The organism is Dyadobacter soli (assembly GCF_900101885.1).
GTDB classification, from domain to species: domain Bacteria; phylum Bacteroidota; class Bacteroidia; order Cytophagales; family Spirosomataceae; genus Dyadobacter; species Dyadobacter soli.
Genome location: NZ_FNAN01000008.1, coordinates 265,330 through 290,507, shown reverse-complemented (window position 1 = coordinate 290,507; position 25,178 = coordinate 265,330). Strand labels below are relative to the sequence as shown.

General features: G+C 50.1%; 17 protein-coding genes. 12 read left to right on the top strand and 5 right to left on the bottom strand.

The window, feature by feature from the left end:
* Positions 1–58: 58 nt before the first annotated feature.
* The 9 genes from BLQ88_RS14835 (at position 59) to BLQ88_RS14795 (ending at position 18,188) form a co-directional block, all read left to right on the top strand.
* Positions 59–2,419, top strand: a complete 2,361-nt coding sequence (locus BLQ88_RS14835) for an ABC transporter permease (RefSeq protein ID WP_090151292.1) — start codon at positions 59–61, stop codon at positions 2,417–2,419.
* Positions 2,420–2,523: 104 nt separating this feature from the next.
* Positions 2,524–4,908 (top strand): ABC transporter permease, encoded by a 2,385-nt coding sequence (locus tag BLQ88_RS14830; RefSeq protein ID WP_090151289.1) that lies wholly within the window; start codon positions 2,524–2,526, stop codon positions 4,906–4,908.
* Positions 4,909–5,005: 97 nt separating this feature from the next.
* Positions 5,006–7,387, top strand: a complete 2,382-nt coding sequence (locus BLQ88_RS14825; RefSeq protein WP_090151287.1) for an ABC transporter permease — start codon at positions 5,006–5,008, stop codon at positions 7,385–7,387.
* 82 nt (positions 7,388–7,469) lie between these two features.
* A complete protein-coding gene (locus tag BLQ88_RS14820; RefSeq protein WP_090151284.1) occupies positions 7,470–7,706 on the top strand; it encodes a hypothetical protein in 237 nt (78 codons plus the stop codon).
* Entirely contained in the window at positions 7,700–8,011 is a 312-nt protein-coding gene (locus tag BLQ88_RS14815) for a type II toxin-antitoxin system RelE/ParE family toxin (protein WP_090151282.1), read from the top strand. The genes BLQ88_RS14820 and BLQ88_RS14815 overlap by 7 nt, the downstream gene beginning before the upstream one ends.
* A 160-nt stretch (positions 8,012–8,171) precedes the next feature.
* Positions 8,172–10,628, top strand: coding sequence for an ABC transporter permease (locus BLQ88_RS14810; protein WP_090151279.1), 2,457 nt, complete (start codon positions 8,172–8,174; stop codon positions 10,626–10,628).
* A gap of 151 nt (positions 10,629–10,779) precedes the next feature.
* Positions 10,780–13,194 (top strand): ABC transporter permease, encoded by a 2,415-nt coding sequence (locus BLQ88_RS14805; RefSeq protein WP_090151277.1) that lies wholly within the window; start codon positions 10,780–10,782, stop codon positions 13,192–13,194.
* Between the two features lie 119 nt (positions 13,195–13,313).
* The gene (locus BLQ88_RS14800) at positions 13,314–15,728 is read left to right on the top strand and encodes an ABC transporter permease (protein ID WP_090151274.1); all 2,415 of its coding nucleotides are present in this window, start codon (positions 13,314–13,316) and stop codon (positions 15,726–15,728) included.
* Positions 15,729–15,812: 84 nt separating this feature from the next.
* Complete coding sequence (locus BLQ88_RS14795) at positions 15,813–18,188, top strand: ABC transporter permease (RefSeq protein WP_090151271.1); 2,376 nt, start codon at positions 15,813–15,815, stop codon at positions 18,186–18,188.
* A 9-nt stretch (positions 18,189–18,197) separates the two neighbouring features.
* Here BLQ88_RS14795 and BLQ88_RS14790 read toward each other — a convergent pair whose 3' ends face one another.
* Together BLQ88_RS14790 and BLQ88_RS14785 are read right to left on the bottom strand one after the other, a co-directional pair.
* Positions 18,198–18,590, bottom strand: coding sequence for a type II toxin-antitoxin system VapC family toxin (locus tag BLQ88_RS14790; protein WP_090151269.1), 393 nt, complete (start codon positions 18,588–18,590; stop codon positions 18,198–18,200).
* Complete coding sequence (locus tag BLQ88_RS14785) at positions 18,591–18,800, bottom strand: DUF2281 domain-containing protein (protein ID WP_090151267.1); 210 nt, start codon at positions 18,798–18,800, stop codon at positions 18,591–18,593. It abuts the gene before it with no gap.
* A 207-nt stretch (positions 18,801–19,007) separates the two neighbouring features.
* Here BLQ88_RS14785 and BLQ88_RS14780 point away from each other — a divergent pair, with 207 nt between their 5' ends.
* Positions 19,008–19,376 carry a hypothetical protein gene (locus BLQ88_RS14780; protein ID WP_090151266.1) on the top strand — a complete coding sequence of 123 codons (369 nt, stop codon included), beginning with the start codon at positions 19,008–19,010 and terminating at the stop codon, positions 19,374–19,376.
* Positions 19,377–19,413: 37 nt separating this feature from the next.
* On the opposite strand, the gene BLQ88_RS14775 is transcribed toward BLQ88_RS14780, so the two are convergent.
* On the bottom strand, positions 19,414–19,911 hold the full coding sequence (locus tag BLQ88_RS14775; protein WP_090151263.1) for a hypothetical protein: 498 nt from the start codon (positions 19,909–19,911) through the stop codon (positions 19,414–19,416).
* A 10-nt stretch (positions 19,912–19,921) separates the two neighbouring features.
* Positions 19,922–20,473 carry an RNA polymerase sigma factor gene (locus tag BLQ88_RS14770; RefSeq protein WP_090151260.1) on the bottom strand — a complete coding sequence of 184 codons (552 nt, stop codon included), beginning with the start codon at positions 20,471–20,473 and terminating at the stop codon, positions 19,922–19,924.
* Between the two features lie 160 nt (positions 20,474–20,633).
* On the opposite strand from BLQ88_RS14770, the gene BLQ88_RS14765 reads away from it, so the two are divergent.
* Both BLQ88_RS14765 and BLQ88_RS14760 read left to right on the top strand, forming a co-directional pair.
* Positions 20,634–20,975 (top strand): DUF6249 domain-containing protein, encoded by a 342-nt coding sequence (locus BLQ88_RS14765; protein WP_090151258.1) that lies wholly within the window; start codon positions 20,634–20,636, stop codon positions 20,973–20,975.
* A gap of 256 nt (positions 20,976–21,231) precedes the next feature.
* Positions 21,232–23,766: an outer membrane beta-barrel family protein gene (locus BLQ88_RS14760; RefSeq protein WP_229212702.1), complete on the top strand. Its 2,535-nt coding sequence runs from the start codon at positions 21,232–21,234 to the stop codon at positions 23,764–23,766.
* 31 nt (positions 23,767–23,797) lie between these two features.
* On the opposite strand, the gene BLQ88_RS14755 is transcribed toward BLQ88_RS14760, so the two are convergent.
* On the bottom strand, positions 23,798–25,006 hold the full coding sequence (locus BLQ88_RS14755; protein ID WP_090151256.1) for an ATP-binding protein: 1,209 nt from the start codon (positions 25,004–25,006) through the stop codon (positions 23,798–23,800).
* Between the last annotated feature and the right edge of the window lie 172 nt (positions 25,007–25,178).

The following is a 25,178-nucleotide window of genomic DNA, read 5'->3' as shown; positions in this document are numbered from 1 at the left end:
AATATACCCAATAACACATTGTACATCGTATTTATTCCAACACCAATGAACTAACGGTATGCTTAGAAATTATCTGAAAATCGCGTGGCGGAATTTGCTGAAAAACAAGATGTTCAGCTCGATTAATATCCTCGGATTGGCGCTGGGCATGGCTTGCAGCTTGCTAATTATGCTCTGGGTGCAGGACGAGATCAAAATGGACCGGTTCCATGAGAACGATACCCGGCTCTACTCGGTAATGGAAAACCAGCATTACTCCGGGGCGATCAATACCTATGCTGCTACGCCCGGGATTTTGGCGGAGAATATCGTTAAGGACATTCCGGAGATCGAAAAGGCCAGCCAGGTGCTTTGGGAACAGCAGCCGGTTTTGCGGGCAGGGAATGTGTTCGACAACGAAAAAGGCCGCTACGTGCAAGGGGATTTCCTGACGATGTTTTCATTTAAACTCAAACAAGGCGATGCTAAAACTGCGCTGAAACGCCCCGACGGCATTGTGATTTCCCAAAAACTCGCCGACAAATACTTCAAAGGCCAGGACCCGCTCGGAAAAGCCATGCGCGTCGATAACAAGGACGACGTGGTGGTAACCGGCGTTCTGGACGAGATTTCGCGGTATTCTTCCATGAAATTTGATTTCATGATGAGCTACGATCGGTGGCAGAAAGGTGCCGAATGGTCCAAAGAATGGGGCAATAACGGTCCGCGCTGTGCGGTCTTGCTCGCTAAGAATGCGGACGTCAACAAAGTGAATGCGAAAATCAAGGATTACGTCAAAACCAAAAACAAGGGCAGCAACGTCGATCTTTTCCTGATCAACTACGGCGAATCGTACCTGTACTCGAACTGGGAAGCGGGTAAGCAGAATGGCGGACGCATCGAATATGTGCGGATGTTTACGATCGTAGCCGTATTCATTCTGATCATCGCCTGCATTAACTTCATGAACCTCGCCACTGCCCGCTCGGTGAAACGGGCGAAAGAGGTGGGGCTCCGCAAGGTGGTTGGCGCATATAAAACGAGCCTCATCGGGCAGTTTATGGGCGAGTCGATCCTCATTACAGTGCTTGCCCTAGTGGTTGCGATCGGTATCGTGCTCATATTGTTGCCGGGATTCAACTCGCTGACGGAAAAACAGCTTGCACTCGATTTCTTCGACCCGATATTCCTGATCCTGCTGCTCGTACTGACATTGATCACCGGCCTGGTGGCGGGAAGTTATCCGGCATTGTTCATGTCGTCGCTCAATCCGGTTACAATTCTGAAAGGCGCGTTGAAATTCAAGCCCAATGCGACTTACTTCCGGCAGGGGCTGGTCGTGTTCCAGTTCGGGCTGTCGATCCTGCTGATCCTTTCGATGATCGTCATTTACCGGCAGATCGATTTTATCCAGCATAAGAACCTCGGTTTCAGTCAGGAGAATTTGCTTTACATTCCCGACATTGAAAATACCATGAGTACCAACTTCGAGTCCTTCAAGCAGGCGCTCGAAGCCGAGCCGGGTATCAAATCGGTGACGCGTTCGCAGGCGAGCCCGCTCGATTACGGTAGCTCCACAATGGGTGTCTCCTGGCCCGGGAAGGATACGACCAAGCAGTTGCTTTTCAATGTAAACCCCGCAGGTTTTGATTTTGTCAAAACAATGGGCATCAAACTGCTCGACGGCCGCGATTTCAGCCCGTCATTCGGTACGGATACTTCCAATTACCTGGTGAATGAGGCGGCGGCGAAGAAAATCGGTTATAAAGATCCGGTGGGTAAGGAACTGACCATGTGGGGTAAGAAAGGGAAGATCATCGGGCTGATGAAGGACTTCCACATCGGCTCGCTGCACGTGGCGATCGAACCTTTGATTATCAATCTTCAACCCAAAAAGGATGCCTGGGGCTCAGGCCTGATACGTGTGGAGGCGGGGAGAACGAAGCAGGGCATTGCAAGCATCGAGAAAATTTTTAAACAGTATAATTCCGGCGTGCCATTCAAGTACCATTTTGCGGACGAGGAATTTGGTAATCTCTACAAGGCCGAAACGGTCGTAAGCAAGCTCTCGAATTACTTTGCCTTTCTCGCGATTTTCATTTCCTGCCTGGGGCTGTTCGGCCTGGCCGCATTTACAGCGGAGCAGCGCACGAAGGAAATCGGCGTGCGCAAGGTGCTCGGCGCCAGCGTTTCCAACCTGGTGGGGATGCTATCAGCGGATTTCCTGAAACTGGTAGGTATCGCTGCCGTTATCGCATTCCCGGTGGCCTGGTATTTCCTGAACGGCTGGCTGGAAAAATATGCCTTCCGGATCGACCTGGAATGGTGGTACTTCGCCGTGGCCGGTGTGGCCGCGCTGCTCATCGCGCTATTTACGGTAAGCTTCCAGGCGATCAAGGCCGCGCTGATGAACCCGGTGAAATCTTTGAAATCAGAGTAGAATTGACCGCCGACGGCCGACCACCGACCGCCGATGCTTGACAAAACCAAAACGAAATCGGCGGTCGGCGGTCAATGGTCGGCCGTCATTAATTCCCAAAAGCCATGTTAAAGAATTACTTCAAAATCGCCATCCGAAATCTTACGAGGAACAAGGTTTTCTCGGTTATCAATATTGCCGGTCTGTCGCTGGGGCTTACCTGCTGCATGCTTATTGTGCTGTACACGAAGGATGAGGTGAGTTTCGACCGTTTCCATGCGAACAAGGACCAGCTATACCGGATAATGGTTACCAGTAAGGACGAGCGTGAAACCCGCACTTTTGGAAGTACCAATGCGATCCACGGACCGACTTTCAAGCAGGATATTCCGGAGGTTAAAGAGGTGGTCCGGGCGCAGAGCAATTCGTTCGTAATCAAAAAAGGGAATGAGGTATTGAAAGAAGATATCCTGTTCGCCGACGCGCCGTTTTTCTCGGTTTTTTCTATGCCGCTGCTTTCGGGTGATCCCAAAACGGTGCTGTCGGACATTCATTCCATCGTATTGAGTGAGGATTTGGCCGAAAAATATTTTGGTACGAAGAATGCGGTAGGGCGGACGATGCAACTGAAAGTCGGGGATGAATTCGAGCCGTTTATCGTGTCGGGCGTAGCGAAGCGCTGCCCGGAAAACTCATCGATCCAGTTCGATGCCGTGCTGCCGTTCGCCTACCAGGAAGCCAAAGGCTGGACGGACAGCGAGTGGATAGGTTTTTATATGAACACTTTTGTATTGCTGCATGAAAAGGCCAATTACCATGCGGTAGCGGACAAAATGAACCAGGTTTCGAAAAGTAAAATTACCGCCGAAGCCAACAATGGGAGAGATATCCGTAGCCAGGTGACGTTCGGTCTGATGCCTTTTCTGGATATGCATTTGCAAAGCGAAAGCGGCGATCTGCACAATGGCCTCGATCACGCCAGCAGCCCAGTCTATTCCTATATTCTGTCGGGTATCGCCATTTTTATTTTGCTCATCGCCTGCATCAATTTTGTGAACCTCACGGTAGCGCGCTCGCTAAACCGCGCGAAGGAAATAGGCGTACGGAAAGTGGTAGGCGGCTTGCGGAAACAGCTCATTTACCAGTTCCTGGGGGAATCGTTTTTGCTTTCATTTCTTGCATTTGCCCTGGCTATTGCATTTACGCAAATCGCATTGCCGGTTTTCAACGAGCTGGCTAATAAGCAACTGGCCCTTTCCTATTTGCTCGATACCGGGCTGGTATCGGGTTATATTGCATTGTTTTTCATGACAGGCCTCGTTGCGGGCGTGTATCCGGCGCTCGTACTCTCGGGATTCAGTCCGGTGCAGACTTTGTACAACCGCACCAGGCTCGCCCGGAAGAATTACCTCACCAAAGGCCTCGTGATATTCCAGTTCGCATTGTCGGTGTGCCTTGTAATCGGCACCATTGTGATTTATTCTCAATTCCAATATCTGACTAATAAGAATCTGGGTTACAATGACCAGAACCTGATGAGTTTCAGCCTGGGCCGCGGCGGGCCGGGCAAGGAGGTGATGGAGGTCGTTCAGAATGAGTTGAAAAATACGGCCGGCGTAAAGTCGGTAGCGGCGTATAATGGAAACTACAATGGTACCGGCGCCAAAGTCGACGGACATGAGATCGGTTTCGGCTACATTGGCGTGAGCGACGAGTTCCTGAGCACGTTGCAGATCCCGGTGTTGAAAGGCCGCAATTTTTCCAAAAGCTTCTCCACCGATCCCGAGGACGCGATTGTAGTTAACGAGGCATTTGTGAAGGAAGCCGGCCTGAAAAATCCGATCGGCAAGGAGGTGAATTTTGAATGGAAAAATAAGAAGATGACGATCATCGGCGTGATCCGCGACTATCACTACGCTTCCTTGAAAGATACTATCAAGCCATTGGTACTTACGCAGGACCCAAAATACCGCGTGGGTTCCATTCTGGCAAAGCTGGATAGTAAAGACATTCCGGCGACGCTCAAAGCCATCGAGAAGATTTTTAGAAATCATATTAAAAACCAGCCTTTTGAATACAAATTCGAAGACGAGGCGAATCTGAAACGCTACGAATCGGAAGCGAAATGGAAGCAGATGATCACGCTAGCGGCGGTACTGTCGATCTTCGTGTCGTGCATCGGGCTGTTTGGTTTGGCGACATTCAATGCGGAGACGCGTGTGAAGGAAATCGGAATCCGCAAAGTGCTGGGAGCTTCGGTAGCGAGCATTACCGCGCTGCTTTCCATGGATTTTGTCAAACTCGTTGTCATCTCGATCCTCATCGCATTGCCGATTTCCTATTACGGCGCCAATTTATGGTTGCAGGATTTCCCTTACCGCATTCCCATGTCATGGTCGTACTTCGCCATCGCGGCGGTCCTCGCCATTGCCATCGCGGTACTGACGGTGGGCTACCAAAGCATCCGCGCGGCGATGTTGAATCCTGTTAAATCACTTAGAACGGAGTAGGGGAGAATGGAGGAAGGAGGAAGGGAGGAAGGGATTTTTTTTCTGCTTCGTCCTTTCCTCCATCCTCCATCCTCCATTCCTCCCTTTCCCTTTTACCATGTTAAAAAACTACTTCAAAATCGCATTCCGGTCGTTGTGGAAAAACCGGTTGTTTACGGCGATCAATGTGCTTGGGCTTTCGCTGGGGCTGGCCAGTGCCGGCGTGCTGATCCTTTTTATTCAGCGGGGCATTACTTTTGATACGTTTCACAAGGACAACGACCAGCTCTATTTTGTGCAGACAGCCGATGTGTCGGGACGTTATAACCAGACCGTCTATCCGATTTTGGAACAGATGGTCAAAACGTTTCCCGAGGTCGAAACCGGCACGCACGTGCAGAGCTGGAACGATGTGTGGCTGAACCATAACGGCAAGGATTTGCAGCGGCAAACGAGGTACGTCGACAGCACATTCTTTGATGTTTTTTCCTTCAAACTTAAATATGGCAATGCGGCCATCGCGTTGAAACGGAAGCAGTCGATCGTGCTGAGCGATCAGGCTGCGGCGGCATTGTTCGGGGATGTTAACCCCGTCGGCGAAACGGTTACGGTGGAGGATACGCTCACTTTCACCGTTACGGGTGTGCTCGAACCGGTTCCGGCCAATTCGTCCATTCAGTTCGAAGTACTGTTACCTGCTTCAAATCTTCAAGACAATAAAGACTTTGCATCGAGTGCCGACTGGTACAATACGTTCGCGACCGTTTACCTCAAATTGCGGAAGGATACGGATGTAGGCAGGCTGGAAGCGAAATTCCCCACCTTTGCGAAAACGCATTTCCATGCCGAAGGGCAGAAATGGCAAATCCACATCGCGCCTTTGGAAGAATACATCCATTATGAAAACCCCAATTTCAAGTGGATGATTTACGGGGCGATCACCATTGCGGTATTCATTGTGCTGATTATCAGTATCAATATGGTAAATCTCAACACCGCAATGTCGTTCACACGCGTGAAGGAAGTGGCGGTGAGGAAGGTAACCGGCTCCACGCTCGGGCAGGTGCTGGCGCAGTTCTGGACCGAATCGGCGCTGGTACTGATCGCGTCGCTGCTGATTGCCGTAACATTCGGGATCATGTATCTGGTACCTCAATTTAATGAATTCAGGCAGGGCCGAATGCAGCTGGTGGTGAACTGGCAGCGGGATTCCGCCACGTTCCTGACTTTGACGGGTATAATCGGAATCATCGCTTTTATTGCCGGCACCATTCCGGCGGCTTATCTGAACAAGCTCGATTTGCGGGATACATTGAAAGGGAAGCTGTCGGGCAAGCCGGGCTACGGAAACTGGACGCAGGGGACACTGATCGTCGTGCAACTGGTGATCGCCATTGTCCTGGTAATCGGGGCGATCGCGGTGCGCTGGCAGATCGACTTCATGCGGCAGGCCGATACCGGATTCAAAGGTGGGAATGTTGTTGTGGTTATGTCGGATCTGCAATACAAGGATGAGAATGCCGCTATACAACGATTCGTCCCTATTCTGAACGGTTTAGGGCAAAATTCAAAAGTAGAAAGTATTGCCATGTCCGGCATCGTTCCGACGCGCTATTGGAGTAATTATAACATGTATACACCGGACGGCGAAGAGAAGAAAAATATTCGCTTGCGCCACGTCGGCACCAGTACCGACTACACCAGCACCTACGATATCCGGATGGTGGAAGGCAGGGATTTTTCAGAAGAACTCGACAAAAAGGGCGACCAGCATCCCGTAGTGATCAACGAAGCGGCTCGTAAGGCTTTCGGCTGGACAACCGCCGTAGGCAAGACGCTCCGACAGGGCAATAATACCGAGGTTTATACGGTGGTAGGCGTAATGAAAGACTTCCACTACGGCCCTTTGAAAGAGCGTATCGAGCCCCTGCTGCATTGGTACAATGGCCCGCCGGCCCTGAGCAACTATCTTTCATTGAAATTCACGGACATTTCACAGGCGCAAGGCGTGCTGGCTGCACTGGAAAAGGACATGAAAAGCATACCGTCCAAGCGTCCGTTCAAGTATTTTTATATGCAGGATGAGCTCAGCCGACAGTACAACGACCTCGACGGCATCTGGAAAATGGTCAATTTTGTGACGTTCCTGGCTATTATCATTGCATTTGCCGGCATTTTCGGTCTCATATCGCTCGCCGCCAGCAAGCGTACCAAGGAAATAGGTATCCGCAAAGTGCTCGGTGCCAGCGTGCAGGGAATCGCGATGCTGCTTTCACGTGATTTCATCATACTCCTGGTTATCGCCATGCTCGCAGGGTTACCGCTGGCTTACACATTCGTCATCAAATATCTCGCGAGTTTCGAATACCACGTCGATTTGCCCTGGTACATTTTCGTACTCGTCGCATTGGGTGCACTGCTCCTTACCGTTGTGACCGTCGGCTTTCAGGGCATCAAAGCTGCGCTGGCCGATCCGGTGAAGAGTTTAAGGAGTGAGTAGGGGATAATGGTCGGAATTGATTAGTTTAGTATCAGATAAGTATTGTTTTAAGTGATGTTATCTGACTTAAATATTATCGGCAATGAGCACGAAAACAATAGATTCCGAAATTGTAAGCTATCTGCCGCTGTTGGGAGAAGGAGAAAAGAAATCCCTGCTGGGCATTATCGAGGCATTCCTGAAATTGAAACGACCTGACCACGGTGAGCGGGTTTCGATTGAGCAATATAATTCAGAGCTGGATGAGGCCCTGGCAAGAATTAAATCAGGAAGATATCACACGGAGGAAGAAGCAGAAGCTGAAATTAATGGATGGTAGACAGGCAGTATGACGTTCGTTGGGACACGGTCGCGTTGATTCAGTTTAAAGAAATCTTTGTCTACATTCGCAAAGATTCCTATCAGAATGCATTGAAAGTCAAAAAGAAGATTTTGGAATGCATTGCGAAGATCAAAGCCGAGCCCATGCGATTTGGTCCGGATAAATTCAGGATCGATCATAATGAAGCATTCCGGTCATTTGAAGTTTACAATATACGAGTTACCTACTTTATCGATGATGTCGATTATAGCGTAAACATTATCCGGGTACGGAGCACAAGGCAAGAACCAATTTCGTATTAAAATCTCCCAGTCCAATACTGAACAAAGGTGTCCGATAGTGGACACCTTTGTTGTTTAATTGAGGATTTAAATATTTGATTATTAACAAGTTATTCTATTGGTAGCCCTGCTGGTACAGTTATTCATTCTTAATGAAACGGAATGCAATCCATGACCAGCCATGATTCAAAACTATCTGAAAATTGCTTGGAGGAATGTCTTGAAAAACAAGATGTTCTCCATCATCAATGTCTTCGGCCTTTCGGTCGGGATGACTTGTTGCATGCTCCTGCTGCTTTATATTCTGAGCGAGGTATCGTTCGATAAGCATCAGGAGCATATCAATGATCTCTACCTGGTGCGCTCGGAAAATGTGCAGCCGAACGGGGAGAAAATGGATAACCCCCGCGCACCGGCGCCTTACGCGCAAGCGCTGAAAGCCGAATACCCGGAAGTAATACAGGTAACCCGACTCTGGCAGAATTTCCTCGAAGACAAAGCCCTGCTGACGGTCGAACAGGCCGGAAGAGCCCCGCTATCATTCTACGAAACCAAAGGTACCCACGTCGATTCGACGTTTTTCGACGTTTTCACCTACCAATTCCTGGAAGGAGACAAGCGGACGGCATTGAGCGATCCGCATTCGATCGTCCTTTCCGACGCACTCGCGCAAAAGCTTTTCGGCAACGAACCTGCATTGAACCGCACCATAAAAGTGGGCGGGAAGACAGGCCATAACGAGAATTTCAAAGTAACCGGCGTTTTCAGGGACGAAACCGCCCGCTCCCACATCGACGCCCATTATTTTGTAACATTCCAGGTGGGTTGGATCGGCGATTACCTCCGGCAGCCAGAGCACAACTTTATCAGTAACAACATGTTTTACCATTACCTGCGCCTCCGGCCGGGTACCAATGCGGCTGCGTTTCAGGCTAAATTGCCCGCATTCATTGATAAGTATGCGCGGAAGGACCTGAAAATCGCCGGATTCAATAAAATACTGGTATTACTTCCGGTACGGGATATTCACCTTTTCAGCCAGATCGACCGCATTGTTTCGGCCACCACCAGCTCGACTTACCTGTACGTTCTGGCATGCATCGCAATATTCACGTTGCTGATCGCCTGTATCAATTTCATGAACCTCGCCACCGCGCGCTCTGCGAAACGGGCGGCTGAGGTAGGCATGCGCAAGGTAATGGGCGCCGGCAAAGGCAGCCTGGTCGGGCAGTTCCTGGGCGAATCGATGGTGCTTACATTCCTGGGCCTGGCAATCGCGATGGCGCTTGTGGTGGTGCTGTTGCCATTCTTCAACCAGCTCGCCGACAAATCACTCGATGTAAATGACCTTTTACAAGTGAAAATTGTAGGTGGTTTTCTGCTGCTGGCGCTGGTTACGGGCTTGCTGGCGGGAAGTTACCCTGCATTCTATTTGTCGGTATTCAACCCGCTGGACGTGATCAAGGGGCGGTTTGTGAATTCGGTATCGGCTACGACGCTGCGCCGGGGGCTGGTGGTGTTCCAGTTTGTTATCTCGATTGGGCTGGTGGTCGCCACGATCGTCATTCAGGGGCAGATCCGGTTTATGAAGGACCAGCCGCTGGGTTTCAATAAGGACCAGCAGGTTGTAATCCCTTTCCGGAGCGAGGAATCGCGGCAGGCTTATACGGCGCTGAAAAGCGAACTTTTGCAGGACAGCCGCATTACCGCGGCATCGGGCACGGGCTATTACCCGGGCATTCTCAATCCGAGTGATATGTCGGTGTACCTGCCTGGACAGACGGTGAATGACGATAATATTATCAAAACCAACTGGGTAGCGCCGGATTTTATGGAAACAATGGGTTTCAAACCGCTGGTTGGACGTATGTTTTCAAAAGAATTTCCGGCAGATACAAATTATAAAATCGTGGTGAATGAAGCCACACTCCGTAAATTCAACGTGCCCCTGAACAAGGCGGTAGGGCAGAAGTTCCTTTTTAATAATGGCGGCGATACGCCGGGTTCCGTCGAGGTAGTGGGAGTGGTGAAAGACTTTCATTTTCAGGATTTGCACAAAGTGATAGAACCCTATGCTTTCTTCCTGAATATGGACCCGAGCTACAACTACATGATCGCGCACATCGCGGGCAAGGATGCCGCCGCCGCGCTGCCGTTCATAGAAAGTAAATGGAAATCACTCGTGCCGGGCGAGCCATTCTCATATACCTTCCTCGACGAGGATTTTCAGAAAAACTATGCTGCCGATGCGCGTACTTCGAGGCTTGTCAATGCATTTACCATTATTTCAATCCTGATTTCCTGCCTCGGACTGTTTGGCCTGGCCGCATTTGCCGCTCAGCAGCGCATTAAGGAAATTGGCGTACGAAAAGTGCTCGGCGCTTCGGTGACCAACATCGTGGGGCTGTTGTCCGGTGACTTTGTCAAACTCGTAGTCGTTTCCATTGTCATAGCCACGCCGCTTACCTGGTATCTCATGAACCGCTGGCTAGCCGATTTTGCCTACAAAATCACCCTGCAATGGTGGATGTTCGCCGCGGCGGGAGCGCTGGCAGTGATCATAGCACTGCTGACAGTGAGTACTCAGGCTATCAGGGCAGCCGTTACCAATCCTGTGAAATCGTTGAAGTCGGAGTAGCGTTGATGACGGCTGACGACCGACCGCCGACGGCCGATTGTTGTATGTACATTAGTCAACAGGTCTTGGAATCAGAAAGGAACTAGTTAGAAATCATAACAAGAGATCGGCGGTCGGCCGTCAATGGTCGGCGGTCAAATAAGCATAAGCTATGTTCAAAAACTTCATCAAAATCGCGCTGCGTAACCTTTGGAAGAGCAAGGGTTATGCTTTTATCAATATCGTCGGACTGTCGGTCGCATTTTGTGTGAGCGTGTTCCTGTTCCTGACCGCATATTTCGCGCTGTCGTACGACAGTTTTCATGCCGATAAAGACCGGATTTATGAACCTTATTTCTTTTCAAATGATCCCGAGGGCGTAGGCCGTACCGCCTCCATGCCATTCCCGATCACGCCCGCATTGAAGGCGGAGTATCCCGATATCGAGGCGGTAGCGAGGATTGTCAACGGTTCGGATGTGGTGGAATACAAAGGCAAGTATCTCGACAAAAACATCAAATTTACCGAGCCGGATTTTTTTAAAATATTCTCATTTCCGTTTAAACAAGGCAGCCCACAAGCCGCATTGCAGGATCTCAGCAATATTGTGATCACCGAGCACATGGCCAAGGCTGTTTTTGGCGAAGAAGACCCGATGGGCAAGCGCATACAGCTGGGATTGGAGGAAAGTAAAAAGGAGTATGTCGTAAGCGGCGTCCTCGCGGATTTTCCCGAAAACTCTTCCCTGCAATTCGACGCGTTCATTCGCAGTGAGAATGTGGGTGGGTATCAGCAGCAAAAGGATCAGTGGGACGCATTTTCACATAATATTTTTCTCAAACTAAAACCCGGGGTCGATAAGCTGGCATTTGAGAAGAAGCTGAAACCTTTTACGGCCAAATATTTCGCGGAAACGCTTACTAAGCTTAAAAAGAAAGGCGCTAAGCCCGATGAAAGAGGCGATATCTACACGCTTCGCCTTCAAAAACTGGAAGACATCCACTTCAACCGAGAAATTTCCGGCGGTAAGGAGGGATCGCTGATCTATGCATTAATGGGTATCGGGATCTTCATCCTGCTGATCGCCTGCATTAACTTCATCAACCTCAGCGTCGCGCGCTCGTTCATCCGCGCACGTGAGGTGGGCGTACGTAAGTCGCTCGGGGCATTGAAACAACAGCTTTTCTTGCAGATTTGGGGCGAGGCAGGGGTAATATGCTTCCTTGGTTTCCTGACCGGCATAGTACTGGCTATCCTGTTGCTGCCTGCGTTTAATGCGACATTCAGGGCCAAGCTCTCGCTGGAATACATTTTCGAGCCCGATAAAATGGCAATGCTGATCGCGCTGTTCCTGTTCGTTACGCTCGTGGCGGGCGGTTATCCGGCGTTGCAGATGTCTAAATTCAATGCGGTGGAAGTGCTGAAAGGGAAGGTGTCGCTTAAAAAGCCGGGTATATTGCGCAATTCATTGATCGTGGCGCAGTTTGCGCTTTCGAGCTTGCTGATATGCTGCACGATCATCGCTGTACAGCAGGTCGACCATCTCCGGAAGCAGCCGCTGGGCTTTCAGAAGGAAGAAGTGATCAGCATTCCGGTGGGCAGCAAAGTGAATGGACAAACAGCGCTGCGTAGAATGCGTAACCGCCTTGCCGACGATCCCAACGTGGTAGCGATCACCGGCACGGGCGTGAACCTCGGACTTGGTCTCGACCGCAGCAGTTCCCGCAGTTCCATTGGTTTTACATTCAAAGAACGCGAAGTGGAAACCGACTGGCTGCATATCAGTTACGACTATCTCAAAACACTGAATATCAAATTACGCGACGGAAGGGAGTTTAACCCCGCTTACCCCACCGATTCGATGGGAAGGGTGATCATCACCGAAAGTATGGCCAAAGCGATCGGCGAAAAAGATCCGGTCGGCAAGTTCTTCCAGACCGACACGGCCGGCATCAAGCATCAGATCATCGGTGTAGTGCCTGATTTTAACCTCTATTCATCCAAAACCAATATAAAACCGATCACGATGTACCTCTCTCATACCGACGGCATCGGGTACATTTTTGTGCGCGTGACGCCGCAGAGCCTGGCATCGTCGATGGAGAAGTTAAAAAGCGTGTGGAAAGAAATCACGCCGGAATCGGAGTTCATGGGCTCGTTTCTGGATGAGAACACGAACAACTGGTACAAAGAGGAAGAAAGGCTTTCGCAGGTATTCAGCCTGGCATCGTCCGTGGCGATCATCTTGTCGTGCCTCGGCCTGTTCGCCGTCGCATTGATCGTCATGGAACAGCGCACGAAGGAAATCGGCGTCCGCAAAGTGCTCGGTGCAAGCATTGCGAGCCTGGTATTCGTATTATCCAAGGATTTTGTAAAACTTGTCCTCATTGCCATCCTGATCGCCACGCCGGCGGCCTGGTATTTCATGCAGCTGTGGCTGGATAATTACCCCTACCGCATTGAAATCAGCCCGCTGGTATTCATAGGAGTCGGTGCCGCCGCATTGCTCGTCGCCATCGCTACCGTCAGTTTCCAGAGTATCAAAGCCGCGCTCATGAACCCGGTGAAGTCGCTACGGAGCGAGTAGGGTGGTTTAATGGAGCATTAAAATCATCAGGAGTACCGATTTTTCCTTTCAAGCTGCCTAAGCGGCGCTGTGGGTGAATCGGTTCTTTCATTGTATTCAAAAATAGAAAATAAGGTGCCATGATCAAAAACTATCTAACAACCTCATTCAGAAACCTTCGGCGCAACTGGAATTTTACGTTGATCAACATTACCGGGCTTACGCTGAGCCTGGCTTGCTGTTTGCTGATCTTTTTTACGGTCAGGTACGAGCTGAGTTTCGACAGCCATCATAAGAATGCCGACCGGCTTTACCGCCTGCTCAACCAGAATGTAGAAGATGGCGAGAAGGGGTTTGGTGCCGGGATTCCGCTGCCGGCACTGGAAGCGCTGCGCAACGACTATCCAGAGATCAGGAATCAGGTTGTGTGCACGTATGGACTTCGCGAAACGCTGATCACCATCACGCAGGGTTCGGAGAAAAAGAAGTTTTCGGATCCGGGGTACGATATCGCATTCACAGGCCCCGAATACTTCCGGATGTTCGACTATCAATGGCTGAAAGGTTCGCCGGCGCAGGCCCTCAAAAACCCCGGATCGGTGGTGTTGACAGAGAGCCAGGCCCGAAAGTATTTCGGCGATGCAGACCCGATGGGCAAAACCATCCGGGTAAGGAACCAGATGGATTTCGTGGTTACTGGCCTGGTGGCCGATCCGGCTGCCACCACTAACCTGCCGTTTAAGACACTGCTATCGTTTGCTTCGCTGAAAGAATTCGGCGCATTTACCAATTGGGACGATTGGGTTTCCAGCTACGGAGGCGGGCAAATATACCTGATGCTGCCCGAAAATGTGACCGAAGCACAGTTTGAAAAGCAGCTTTTGGCCTTCAATAAAAAGTACCGGGACCCCAAGGATGTCGACAAGCTGAAATTCGTTTTGCAGCCATTGAAGGACATTCATTTTGCTACAAAAATGAGTAACTACGCCAACCGCTCGATCAGCAAAGGCATGATCTGGGCGATGTCGCTGGTCGGGATTTTCATTCTGATCACGGCTTGCGTGAATTTTGTGAACCTCGCCACCGCGCAGGCGCTGCGCCGCTCGCGTGAGGTAGGTGTGCGCAAGGTGCTCGGGAGCACGCGCGGGCAGTTACTGCGGCAATACTTCTCCGAAACGGGTATTATTACAGTGTTGTCGGTGTTGCTGGCCCTGGTTTCGGCGCAGTTGCTGTTGCCTTCCATTGCCAGTATCCTCAATATACAATCGCAGGGTGTAGTGTTTTTCCAGGATCCGTATGTTTTGCTCTGCTGCCTGGTACTGACGGTCGTGACCACTTTTCTGGCCGGGTTCTATCCTGCGCTCGTCGTTTCGGGGTACCAGCCGATACTGGCTTTGAAGGGAAAAATGCGCGTTGCGGGAAGCGGACAGTCAAACCTTCGCAAAGGCCTGATCGTGCTGCAATTCTCCATATCGCAGGTAATCCTGATCGGAACGTTGATCGCTTACAGCCAGATGAAGTATTTCAACTCGCTGGACCTGGGTTTTGAAAAGGACGAAATCGTGACGATTGCCGTGCCCGACCAGGAGGAAGGCAAGCTGGAAACCCTGCGGGAAAAAGTGGCGCAGATTCCGGGCGTGAAGTCCATCGCATACAGCGCATTTACGCCCATGTCGAGAAGCAACTGGCAAACCGGCTTCAAGTACGAGAACGATACCGAGTTCCTGGATTTCGATATAGTAATGCGGCCTGCCGATACTGCTTATTTTAATACTTACGGTCTGAAAATGGCCGCCGGAAGACTTTTTCTTCCCTCGGATACGATCCGGGAGTATGTTGTAAACGAGGCGTTTGCTGCAAAAATGGGTTTTAAAAACCCGCAGGATATGATCGGAAAACGGCTTGCGATAGGAGGCAGCGACTTTAAGCTGCCGATAGTAGGCGTTGTTAAAAACTTCAATACTTACTCGCTGCACCAGGAAATCATCCCTTGTGCAATGACTACCATGCGGAATAACTACCGGACATTGAGCGTGAAGCTCGATAAAAGTGCAGGGCTGGAACAGATCGGGCGGATAGAACAGGTTTGGTCGGAAGCTTTCCCCGATTATTTATTTAAATACTCATTCTACGACCAGACGCTGGAAAGCTTTTATGAGAAAGAGGCAAAACTGTTCTCGTTGTTCAGGATACTGAGCGGTATCGCGATTTTCATCGGCTGCCTGGGACTCTACGGCGTGGTTGCATTCATGGCCGAGTCGCGCACGAAGGAAATGGGTATCCGCAAGGCGGTAGGGGCATCGGCGATGAACATTTTCGGGCTGTTTTCCATCGATTTTGTCAAACTGGTGGTGATTGCGCTCGTCATTGCATCGCCTATTGCGTGGTATTTCATGAATGAATGGTTGCAGGATTTCAGCTATAAAGTAAGCATTAGCTGGTGGCTGTTTGTGCTGGCAGGCGTGGCTGCGGTACTGATCGCGCTGGTAACGATCAGCTTCCAGAGCGTGAAGGCCGCGATGACCAACCCGGTGAAGGCGTTAAGGAGTGAATAATCAGGGGCTTGGAGATGCAACCAGCAGGCTGGTTTTTACATCTTTCGCCAAAGTATTCCAACTCCCAACCTATCTGACCCGGCCATGATCAAGAATTATCTGTTAATCGCGCTCCGCAACCTCCTCAAAAACAAAGTTTATTCCCTGATCAACATCGTCGGACTGTCGGTAGGTATCGCCGTCACAATGCTGATCGGGCTGTGGGTTTGGGATGAATTGTCCTATAACAAATACCACAAGAGCTACGACCGCGTGGTGCAAGCGTGGATCAGCCAGACTTTTAATAACCAAACCGGCACCGGTACCGCCGTATCCATTCCTTCGGTAACGGAAATGGCGACCAAGTATTCGGCGGATTTCAGGCATACCTCGCTTGCCTCCTGGAATTTCGGGCATCTGTTGGCCAATGGCGATAAGAAAATCAACAAATCGGGGATGTGGGCACAGCCGTCATTTCCTGAAATGCTGGGCCTGAAAATGATCCGGGGCGATTACAGTGCATTGAAAAACCCGGGATCGGTGGTGATCTGCGAGTCGCTGGCGAAAGCCCTTTTCGGTGACGCCGACCCGCTGAACAAACCCCTCAAACTCGATATCAAGAAGGACGTGAAAGTGACGGGCGTGTACGAGGATATTCCTTTCAACTCGAACTTTAACGAACTCTATTTAATCCTGCCCTGGAACGACTACCTGCAAGCGGAAGGATGGGTGAAGGACGCGCAAACGCAATGGGGTAACCACTCGTTCCAATGGTTTGCACAGGTAGCCGATCATGCGGATATCGCCACGGTTTCCCGCAAAATCAGGGACGTGGAAATGCCGCACGCATTCTCGAAAACCGACAAGCCTCAATACCTGTTGCATCCGATGAGCCGCTGGCACTTGTATTCCGACTTCAAGAACGGCCATAACGTCGGCGGGCGCATTCAGTTTGTGTGGCTTTTCGGTATTATTGGCGCATTCGTGTTGCTTTTGGCATGTATCAACTTCATGAACCTGAGCACGGCGCGATCGGAGAAACGGGCCAAGGAAGTAGGCATCCGCAAGTCGATCGGTTCGCTCAAAAGCCAGCTCGTATTCCAGTTCCTGAGCGAATCGTTCCTGGTAGTGACGTTTGCATTGGTACTCGCGATCCTGATCGTTCTTATTTCGCTGCCGGCATTCAACGACCTCGCTGGCAAGCATGTGAAATTCCCGTTCTTCTACTGGCAATTCTGGCTGTTGCTGATCACATTCGCATTGTTTACGGGTCTTGTGGCCGGAAGTTACCCTGCATTCTACCTGTCCTCGTTTAATCCGTTAGCGGTTCTGAAGGGTACATTCAAGGTCGGGAAATATTCGGCTGTGCCGCGTAAGGTGATGGTCGTGGTGCAGTTCACCGTTTCGATCACGCTCATTATCGGGACGATTATCGTATTCCAGCAAATCCAGCATGCCAAAAACCGGCCGGTGGGTTACGATCGTCAGGGACTTTTACAGATTACCATTTCTCCCAATTTGTGGGGTAAATATGATCCGCTGCGCGATGATCTGCTCAAAACCGGGGCGGTATTTGAAATGAGCGAATCGTCGAGCCCTACCACGGGCATTTATTCGAACCAGATCGGTTTTGAATGGGAGGGATTGGAGCCGGGCTCCGTGCCGCTGTTCGGTACCATTGCCTGCACACATGATTTTGGCAAAACAATCGGCTGGAAAATCATCGACGGCCGCGATTTTTCCAGGGATTTTTCAACGGACACAGCCGCATTTGTACTCAACGAATCGGCCGTGAAACTGACGGGCCTGAAAAACATCATCGGCAAAACGATCCGCTACAACGGCAAACCGCGGCAGGTAGTGGGCGTGATCAAGGATATGGTCATGCAATCACCCTACGAGCCGGCAGTACCTACGATTTTTATGCTTAACTACGAATGGGCCAACCTGATCAACGTCAAACTCGCCCCCGGAACGCAGGTAGATAAGGCTTTAAAGAAAGTAGAAACCGTTTTCCGCAAGCACGATCCGGATTCGCCATTCGAATTCAAGTTTGCCGATGAGGAGTATGATGCCAAGTTTCGCGCCGAAGAGCGGATAGGGAAACTGGCCCGGGTGTTTGCAGTACTCGCAGTGTTTATCTCCTGCCTCGGGCTATTCGGCCTCGCAGCTTACACAGCCGAGCAGCGCACCAAAGAAATCGGTATCCGCAAGGCATTGGGCGCTAGCGTCGCGCAGATGTGGGCGATGTTGTCCAAAGAATTCGTGTATTTGGTCGTAATCTCCTGCGTCATCGCCTCGCCCATCGCGCTCTACTTCCTGAACGACTGGCTGGATAAATATGAATACCATATCAAACTAAGCTGGGTCGTGTTCGTCGTCGCGGCATTGCTGGCAGTAGCCATCACATTACTGACAGTAAGTTTCCAGGCGATCAAAGCAGCGTTGATGAATCCCGTGAAGTCGCTGCGGAGCGAGTAGGCTATCTCTTTACCAGAGGACTTCTGCTGCCGGATACAGTGCGAATTTCGGGTCGTTGGATACAATGCTAAGGCGTTCTTGAATCGCTGTTGCAATTATTAAACGGTCGAATGGATCGCGATGTTCCTGGATGAATGGTAGCTCTTGATAAGCTTTCAGCTGGGGGACATCAATATCTATGGTCAATATCCCGTTTTTCGTAGCCTGAGTAAAAGCTAGATCGATAGGGTCCGCCAGCGAAAGTTTTCCGATTTTCGCCTTAATTGACATTTCAAACCAACTGATGGCGTGTACATAGACGTCATTGCCCAAATCTTCCATGAGAGATTTGGCCTTGCGTGAGAGTTTGGGGCTGTCTTCAAGAAACCAAATCAGCGTGTGTGTGTCCAATAATACTTTCATCTACATGTAGTCCTTCAAATCCTCAAGTGGTTCGTTAAAATCGTCTGACATATGAATTCTTCCCTTCAGTGCTCCCGCCTGACGTTTTTTGAGCGGTTTTGCTACTTTTTCCGGGAATGTAATTGTGACTTCCGTGCGTGACTGTACAGGTGGCGTTCCCATGAGCGTCACCTTGCCGTCTTCATAAATTCCCTTGATAGTAGTTAGCATCTCTTTTGTAGGTTGGCCTTATTCAAATTTAAAAATAAAAGAACCCCATAGCAATTCTATCCAGCCTGCGGCGGCCATTTCGTCGATCAAAAACGGCTTGCTATCTACTAACAGTGACATTTCGCAGATTGTGTTTCCAGTGCGTTAAACTTGGAGGGGAAAAGTGCCTCTAAAAGACATAAACAAACAATTTAAATACTGGAAACCATGAAAAAGATCATTTTCGCCATCGCAGCAATCGTAACTTTCACTACCGGAAATACTTTTGCCCAGCGTTATAGCCAACCTGCCCATGTCGTGATCGACGCCCGCGACAATGCCGCCGAAGAGTTCAAGATCAACAAGCTGGACGAGATTGTTAAGCTGAGCCGCAAACAGGAAAACCAGATCAAAAAGATCGAAAACAAATACGATCGTCTGGCCGGCAGAAACCAGCGATACAGCACCTACCAAGGCATGAAAAGATTGGAAGAAGAGAAACAAAGAGAAATCCTCTCTGTGCTGACGCCTGCACAACGCCAACGTTTGTTCGCTTATCAGCACCGTTTCGAAAACCGTTACAACCGCAGAGGATAACCGATTGAAATGATAGCCATGAACGAACGGCCAGGTCTCAGGATCTGGCCGTTTTATTTAGCAGCACCCGATTATTCCGAAGAAAATAGTCGAGCAAAACGAGGCACGACAGCCCGATCACTGTCAGCATGACTGGCTGCGGAATGGTGGAGAATTGCTGGCTGAAAACCTGACTTGACATGATGTGCGCGTTCAGTTCGCTAAAAAACGCTGATTGCGGCTCATTGCCGGGCAGGAAAAAACACGCAATGATCAATGCAGCCCACGCGGCCGCAATCCCGTACCATATGCCTCGTGAAATGACCGGCTTCGGCGCGGCGACTTTCTGGCTGGCTAGGATTTGCGCCATAACCGCGCTACTGAATGCATTCGGAGCTGCATCGACGGCATTTTGCTGCATCAGCGCATGGAATGCGGCTTCCTCGTGTACGCGCTGCATGACCGCCCGCGTGAACGCGTCCGAAGGCGCGTCGGTCCCGGTATCCTGGATCAGTTTCCTGAAATGCGCTTCCTGTTTGTCGTCCGTCTGCTCCATAATTCCCGCATTATAACAAAAATTGCAATTCTTTGCCCAGTACCTTCCTGGCCCTGAACAGTTTTACTTTCACATTGCTGTTCGAAAGGCCCGTGATCTGCTCGATTTCCTCGATAGGGCTCTCATTCAGATAATATAATGTAATGACCAGCGCTTCCATTTTGGGCAGGCGGTCGATCGCCTCTTTCACGAACCGTTCGCGCTCGCGGGCCTGCAAGCCTTCCAGCGGCGGCGGGCTGTGCTGGTAATGGTAATTTTCTTCAAATTCTTCATCGATGCTTTGCAAAGCGAGCCGCGGCTGCTGCAATTTTGAAACGCCCGTCCGGTAAACGATCGTGTACAGCCAGGTCGAAAACTTGGATTTGCCCTCGAAACTCCCGATTTGCATATAAGCCTTCACAAAACTCTCCTGCGCCGCGTCCTCGGCGTCCTGCGCATTCGAAAGGATTTTCATTGCAATGGTGAATGCCATGTTTTTGTACTTGTCGACCAGATAAGTATACGAAGCCAGGTTACCCTGCTTTACATTCTCGATGTGTATCCGGTCGTCTTGATTTTTCATGCATTCGATGGCTCGCCTGCTAATGAGACTGCATTACCCCCGGATCGGTTACAGGGAACCCTATTTATTTTTTAACCAAAAACTTTTTGCAAAAACTGTAACCGGGAATGCCGCGCGGCTGTCAAATGGGTAACATTCGAAATTTAACCATCTTTTAGTCATGAATGGTGTACTTGTTTCTGTTGCGGCTTTTCTGGGTATTTTCGGAATCGCGTATGTGTTTCTGATGACACGCCACCGCGAACGTATAGCGCTGATCGAGAAGGGCGCCGATGCGTCGATTTTTACGGATAAAAACCAGAAGTTTTATCCCACACTCAAATTCGGTATGCTTTTCGTGGGTATCGCGCTAGGTATCCTGACGGCGAACTGGCTGGACCAAAACTATGATTTCCACACGGAGGTCGCGTATATGTCGATGGTGTTCCTCTACGGCGGCATCAGCCTAATCCTGAATTTTTTGATAGAAAGGTATTTGAACAAGCCAAAGCCACTCGAATAGGAACAGGCCGGTACCGATCAGCTGCATTATTCTACCGTTCATCACTTAATGCAAAAAATCAGGCCTAGTACCTTGCATCACAAAGTACCTTCCAATACATTTGTAACATCAAAATTAGGTTAGTCTGTATCTGTGCGTCAATTGAATATCGATATCTAATCTATTGATACACAGATTGCTGTCTGAAAGAGCCCAAAATCTCTTGCCAGAATTCCTATGCCCATTCAAAAAATTATTAGCCATGAAATTTTTTTCCATGAAAACACTATTCCAAATTCTCATGTCCATCCTGATCCCTGGACTGATTTGTTGCCAGGACTCATTCGCGCAAACGGCACCCGCCGGTGGCGCTCCTGCGACAGGCGTCCCTGCGGCAGGCGCTCCTGCGAAAGTAGCTCCTGCGGCAGGCGTCCCTGCGGCAGGCGTCCCTGCGACCGGGAGCATTAAAGGCATTGTAGCCGATTCGACAACCGGCAAGGCGCTGGATTTCATTACCATTAACCTCATGAAAGACAAGAACACCGCCGTGAAAGCCGATTTTACAAAGGCCGACGGTTCATTTGCTTTTCAAAATTTGAAACCGATGAAATATGCGCTGGTAATGGTTGGCGTAGGTTATAAAAACAAGGTCATCGATGTCGATCTGACGGACAGCACCCGTCAGCAGGTGGATCTGGGCAATATTACGATCAGCCAGCATGCGGTTGGCCTGAAAGAAGTTACGGTTACTGCATTAAAACCCATTGTGAAACAGGAGGTAGACCGCATTAGCTACGATCTCGAAGCTGATCCGGAAAGCAAGGTTTACAGCGTACTCGAAATGATGCGGAAGGTGCCATACCTCTCGCTAGATGCCGAGGACAACATTTCGCTCAAAGGCAATACCGATTTCAAGATCCTGATCAACGGTAAGCCGTCGAGTATGGTCGAGCGGAGTTACAAGGATGTGCTGCGCAGCATGCCGGCGTCGTCTATCGTGCGCATCGAGGTGATCACTACGCCGCCAGCAAAGTACGACGCGGAAGGCCTGGCGGGGATTATCAACATTATTACCAACAAAAAAATCGATAACGGGTATAATGGTACCCTCAATGTCAGTGAACGCTTCCCGACGGGCGGACCGGGAGTCGGTGGCTCGCTCTCGGCCCAGCTCGGGAAGATTGGAATGTCGCTCAATGCGGGTTTAAATCAATACAAAAACCCTTCTACACAGTCGATTTCCAACCGTACTACAACGGGCACCAATCCTACCGAGCTCGATCAGCGCGGCTGGAACCGGAACAATAACAAGAATGGCTACATCGGCTATGAAATCACTTACGAGATCGATACGCTGAACCTGCTGAGTGCCCAGTTGAATGTAAATGGCGGCCGGAACCGTTCGTATGGCTATCAGTCGTCGCTGCTGAATGCGGGCGACGAGATCCTCGAACGCTACAATGTGAGCAACACCAATTCGGATCGCGGCAACGGGCGCGACGCGGCGCTCAACTACCAGAAGGGTTTCAAAGCCGATAAAAACCGATTGCTGACATTCTCTTACCGCTATTACGGCTATGACAACAAGCAAAACGGGAACCTCAACATTACGAACCGAATCAACTACGATCGGCCCGATTACCGCCAGCTCAACGACCAGCGTTTTTCGGAGCAGACTTTCCAGGTCGACCTGGTTTATCCTGTGAAAAAGCTCAATATCGAAGCGGGTTTGAAGGGCATTATGCGAGACAATAAGAGTGATTTCAAATACACGGTGTTCAATGCCGAAACCAATACTTACGAGGTCGACACCCGCATGAGTAATATGTACAAGAACCAGCAGAATGTGTTCGGCGCTTACAATACTTACGCGTACAATTTCAAAAACTGGGGTGTGAAAGCGGGCGCGCGGGTGGAGCAGACGGTGATCGACGCCGATTTTATTTCTACGGATTCGAAGGTGGAACAAAACTATTTCAACTTCATCCCTTCCGTTTCGATCAACCGGAAGCTTAAAAACAATGCGGGGATCAACTTCGGCTATACAAAACGCATCCAGCGCCCCGGTATCTGGCAACTCAACCCGTTCGTCGACCGTTCGAACCCGAGCTACGAACGCACCGGTAACCCCGATCTCCGTCCGGCATTTGTGAACGATCTGCAACTGAGTTTTAATAAAGCCAAAAAGGGAAATATCAATTTCGGCGTAGGTTACACGCATTTCAAAGACCTCATTTTTCCGATCGCCGTTTACAATCCCGAAACGCAGATTACCCGCACATCCTACGGTAACACCGGCCGCGCGCGGCTCATCAGCGGTAACCTGAATGCGAATTACCCATTCAGCAAAAAATGGAATGTCAGCACCAACCTCCGCATTGCACATGGCAAGGTAACCGGCATTGTGAATGGCGTGGAGATCACCAACAGCGGAGTAATGTACCAGTTTTCACTTTCCACGGGTTACAAGCTGCCGAAAGACTGGCGGGTGAATGCCAACTTCAATGCGAATGGCCCGGGCGTGAACCTGCAAGGCACTACGAACTCTATCCAAAGCACGTCGTTCAGCGTGAACAAGGATGTTGTGAAGGATAAATTGTCGGTATCGGCGGCTGTGAGCAATCCTTTCACGAAATTCAGACGGTTCCACAATGAAACCTTCGGCCCGGATTTCGACCAGTTCACCGACCGCTGGAATTACTTCCGGTCGTTCAATTTCAGCGTGAACTACAAGTTTGGAAAACTGAAAGACGGCATTAAAAAGAACAAACGCGGCATTCGAAACGACGACGTGCAGAATGGCGGTAACTGATAGTGGACGCCGGGTGAAAGCCCGGCGTTTTTTAATCTGCAAGATATTGATGGGCCGGAACGATAAGGGCTTTCATACCGTCCCGCTCGAATTCGTCGGTCTGGTTGAACGTCACGAGCATACCCTCTTTTAAACCAAAATGTGCCACGGCTTCGAAAAGCCCTTTCAACTCGCGGTCGATATTGTCGGGATTGAGATCATAGCAAACCTGCACGACTTGCCGCACAGTGCCTTTCTCCGAGATTACAAAGTCGCATTCGCTCTTTTCCGAGAAGTAATAGATATCCTTATAGTTTCTGCGCAAATGCAGGAACACCGGATTTTTAAAGACACTCCCGAAATCGTCCGTAAATGATCCCGAGTTGGCATTCACCACACCCGTGTCGATCGCGTACACCTTGCGCGGGTTGACCAGCTGCTTACGGAGGGAATAGCTGAATTTCGGCACGAAATGGAACAGGTATGTATATTCAAAATACGAAAGGTAATCCATGATGGTGCTCGTGGACCCTGCTTCGAACATAGTTTTCAGCCTGTTACCGGTGATGAGTCGGCCTATATTCGAAACGAGGTATAGCGCAAGGCGTTGCAAAGTCCGCACGTCGCGTACGCCGTAGCGCACGGCAATGTCGCGTATGAGAATGTCTTCGAAAAGTTGCCGCATGAATTCTTCCAGCCCGGATTTTACATATTCGGGAAATCCGCCGGTGGCCATGTAGTCACGGGTGGCGTCAGGAGAAGGCAGGGCATTCCGGTACGCGCAAAACTCGGAATAGGAAAAAGGGAACAGCTCCTTGGTGATCTGGCGTCCTGTGAGCTTGGTACCAAGCTCGCGGCTCAATAGCGAGGCGTTGGAGCCGGTGATCACGACTTTGCAACCCTCATCCAGCTTCTGCCGCACGTATGTTTCCCACCGGTCGACGATCTGGATTTCATCGAAGAAAAGCACTTTTTGCCCGGTTTCCGTCACGAGGCTATCCAGCCGGAGAAAGTCGGAAGGCTCGAAATCATACAGCCGGGTATCTTCGAAATTGAGATAAAACGCATCCGGATGCTTCTCGCGCAGCAATTGGTGCAACAGCGTGCTTTTACCGCAACGTCGCACACCTGAAACAATAAGCGCATGGGAGGTGATATCCGGCAGCTTGTCCAATGCGGTTCTTGCCAGCCCGGATTCCAGGATGGTAAGGTTCGCTTTTTGAGCTTCCGCAACGCTTGCTATGACGGTTTTTAAGATCATTGCTATTCTTATCGATTCAAAAATACAACAATGTATTTTTATATCAAACAAAAGTATCCATTGCTAATATACATTTTTGTTTGATAGTAATGGATAAAATCATCACTGTCCGGTTTTGAACACTCGTTTTGAGGTAAATATTTGATACAAAGTGCTTTATCTGGCTGGTACG

Bases quoted from the DNA above. Each gene is read 5' to 3' on its own strand.
- BLQ88_RS14825 (WP_090151287.1), top strand. From the start codon at position 5,006: ATGTTAAAAAACTACTTCAAAATCGCATTCCGGTCGTTGTGGAAAAAC.
- BLQ88_RS14755 (WP_090151256.1), bottom strand. From the start codon at position 25,006: ATGATCTTAAAAACCGTCATAGCAAGCGTTGCGGAAGCTCAAAAAGCG.
- BLQ88_RS14800 (WP_090151274.1), top strand. From the start codon at position 13,314: ATGATCAAAAACTATCTAACAACCTCATTCAGAAACCTTCGGCGCAAC.
- BLQ88_RS14835 (WP_090151292.1), top strand. From the start codon at position 59: ATGCTTAGAAATTATCTGAAAATCGCGTGGCGGAATTTGCTGAAAAAC.
- BLQ88_RS14765 (WP_090151258.1), top strand. From the start codon at position 20,634: ATGAATGGTGTACTTGTTTCTGTTGCGGCTTTTCTGGGTATTTTCGGA.
- BLQ88_RS14775 (WP_090151263.1), bottom strand. From the start codon at position 19,911: ATGGAGCAGACGGACGACAAACAGGAAGCGCATTTCAGGAAACTGATC.
- BLQ88_RS14770 (WP_090151260.1), bottom strand. From the start codon at position 20,473: ATGAAAAATCAAGACGACCGGATACACATCGAGAATGTAAAGCAGGGT.
- BLQ88_RS14810 (WP_090151279.1), top strand. From the start codon at position 8,172: ATGATTCAAAACTATCTGAAAATTGCTTGGAGGAATGTCTTGAAAAAC.
- BLQ88_RS14805 (WP_090151277.1), top strand. From the start codon at position 10,780: ATGTTCAAAAACTTCATCAAAATCGCGCTGCGTAACCTTTGGAAGAGC.
- BLQ88_RS14815 (WP_090151282.1), top strand. From the start codon at position 7,700: ATGGTAGACAGGCAGTATGACGTTCGTTGGGACACGGTCGCGTTGATT.
- BLQ88_RS14790 (WP_090151269.1), bottom strand. From the start codon at position 18,590: ATGAAAGTATTATTGGACACACACACGCTGATTTGGTTTCTTGAAGAC.
- BLQ88_RS14780 (WP_090151266.1), top strand. From the start codon at position 19,008: ATGAAAAAGATCATTTTCGCCATCGCAGCAATCGTAACTTTCACTACC.
- BLQ88_RS14830 (WP_090151289.1), top strand. From the start codon at position 2,524: ATGTTAAAGAATTACTTCAAAATCGCCATCCGAAATCTTACGAGGAAC.
- BLQ88_RS14785 (WP_090151267.1), bottom strand. From the start codon at position 18,800: ATGCTAACTACTATCAAGGGAATTTATGAAGACGGCAAGGTGACGCTC.
- BLQ88_RS14760 (WP_229212702.1), top strand. From the start codon at position 21,232: ATGAAAACACTATTCCAAATTCTCATGTCCATCCTGATCCCTGGACTG.
- BLQ88_RS14795 (WP_090151271.1), top strand. From the start codon at position 15,813: ATGATCAAGAATTATCTGTTAATCGCGCTCCGCAACCTCCTCAAAAAC.
- BLQ88_RS14820 (WP_090151284.1), top strand. From the start codon at position 7,470: ATGAGCACGAAAACAATAGATTCCGAAATTGTAAGCTATCTGCCGCTG.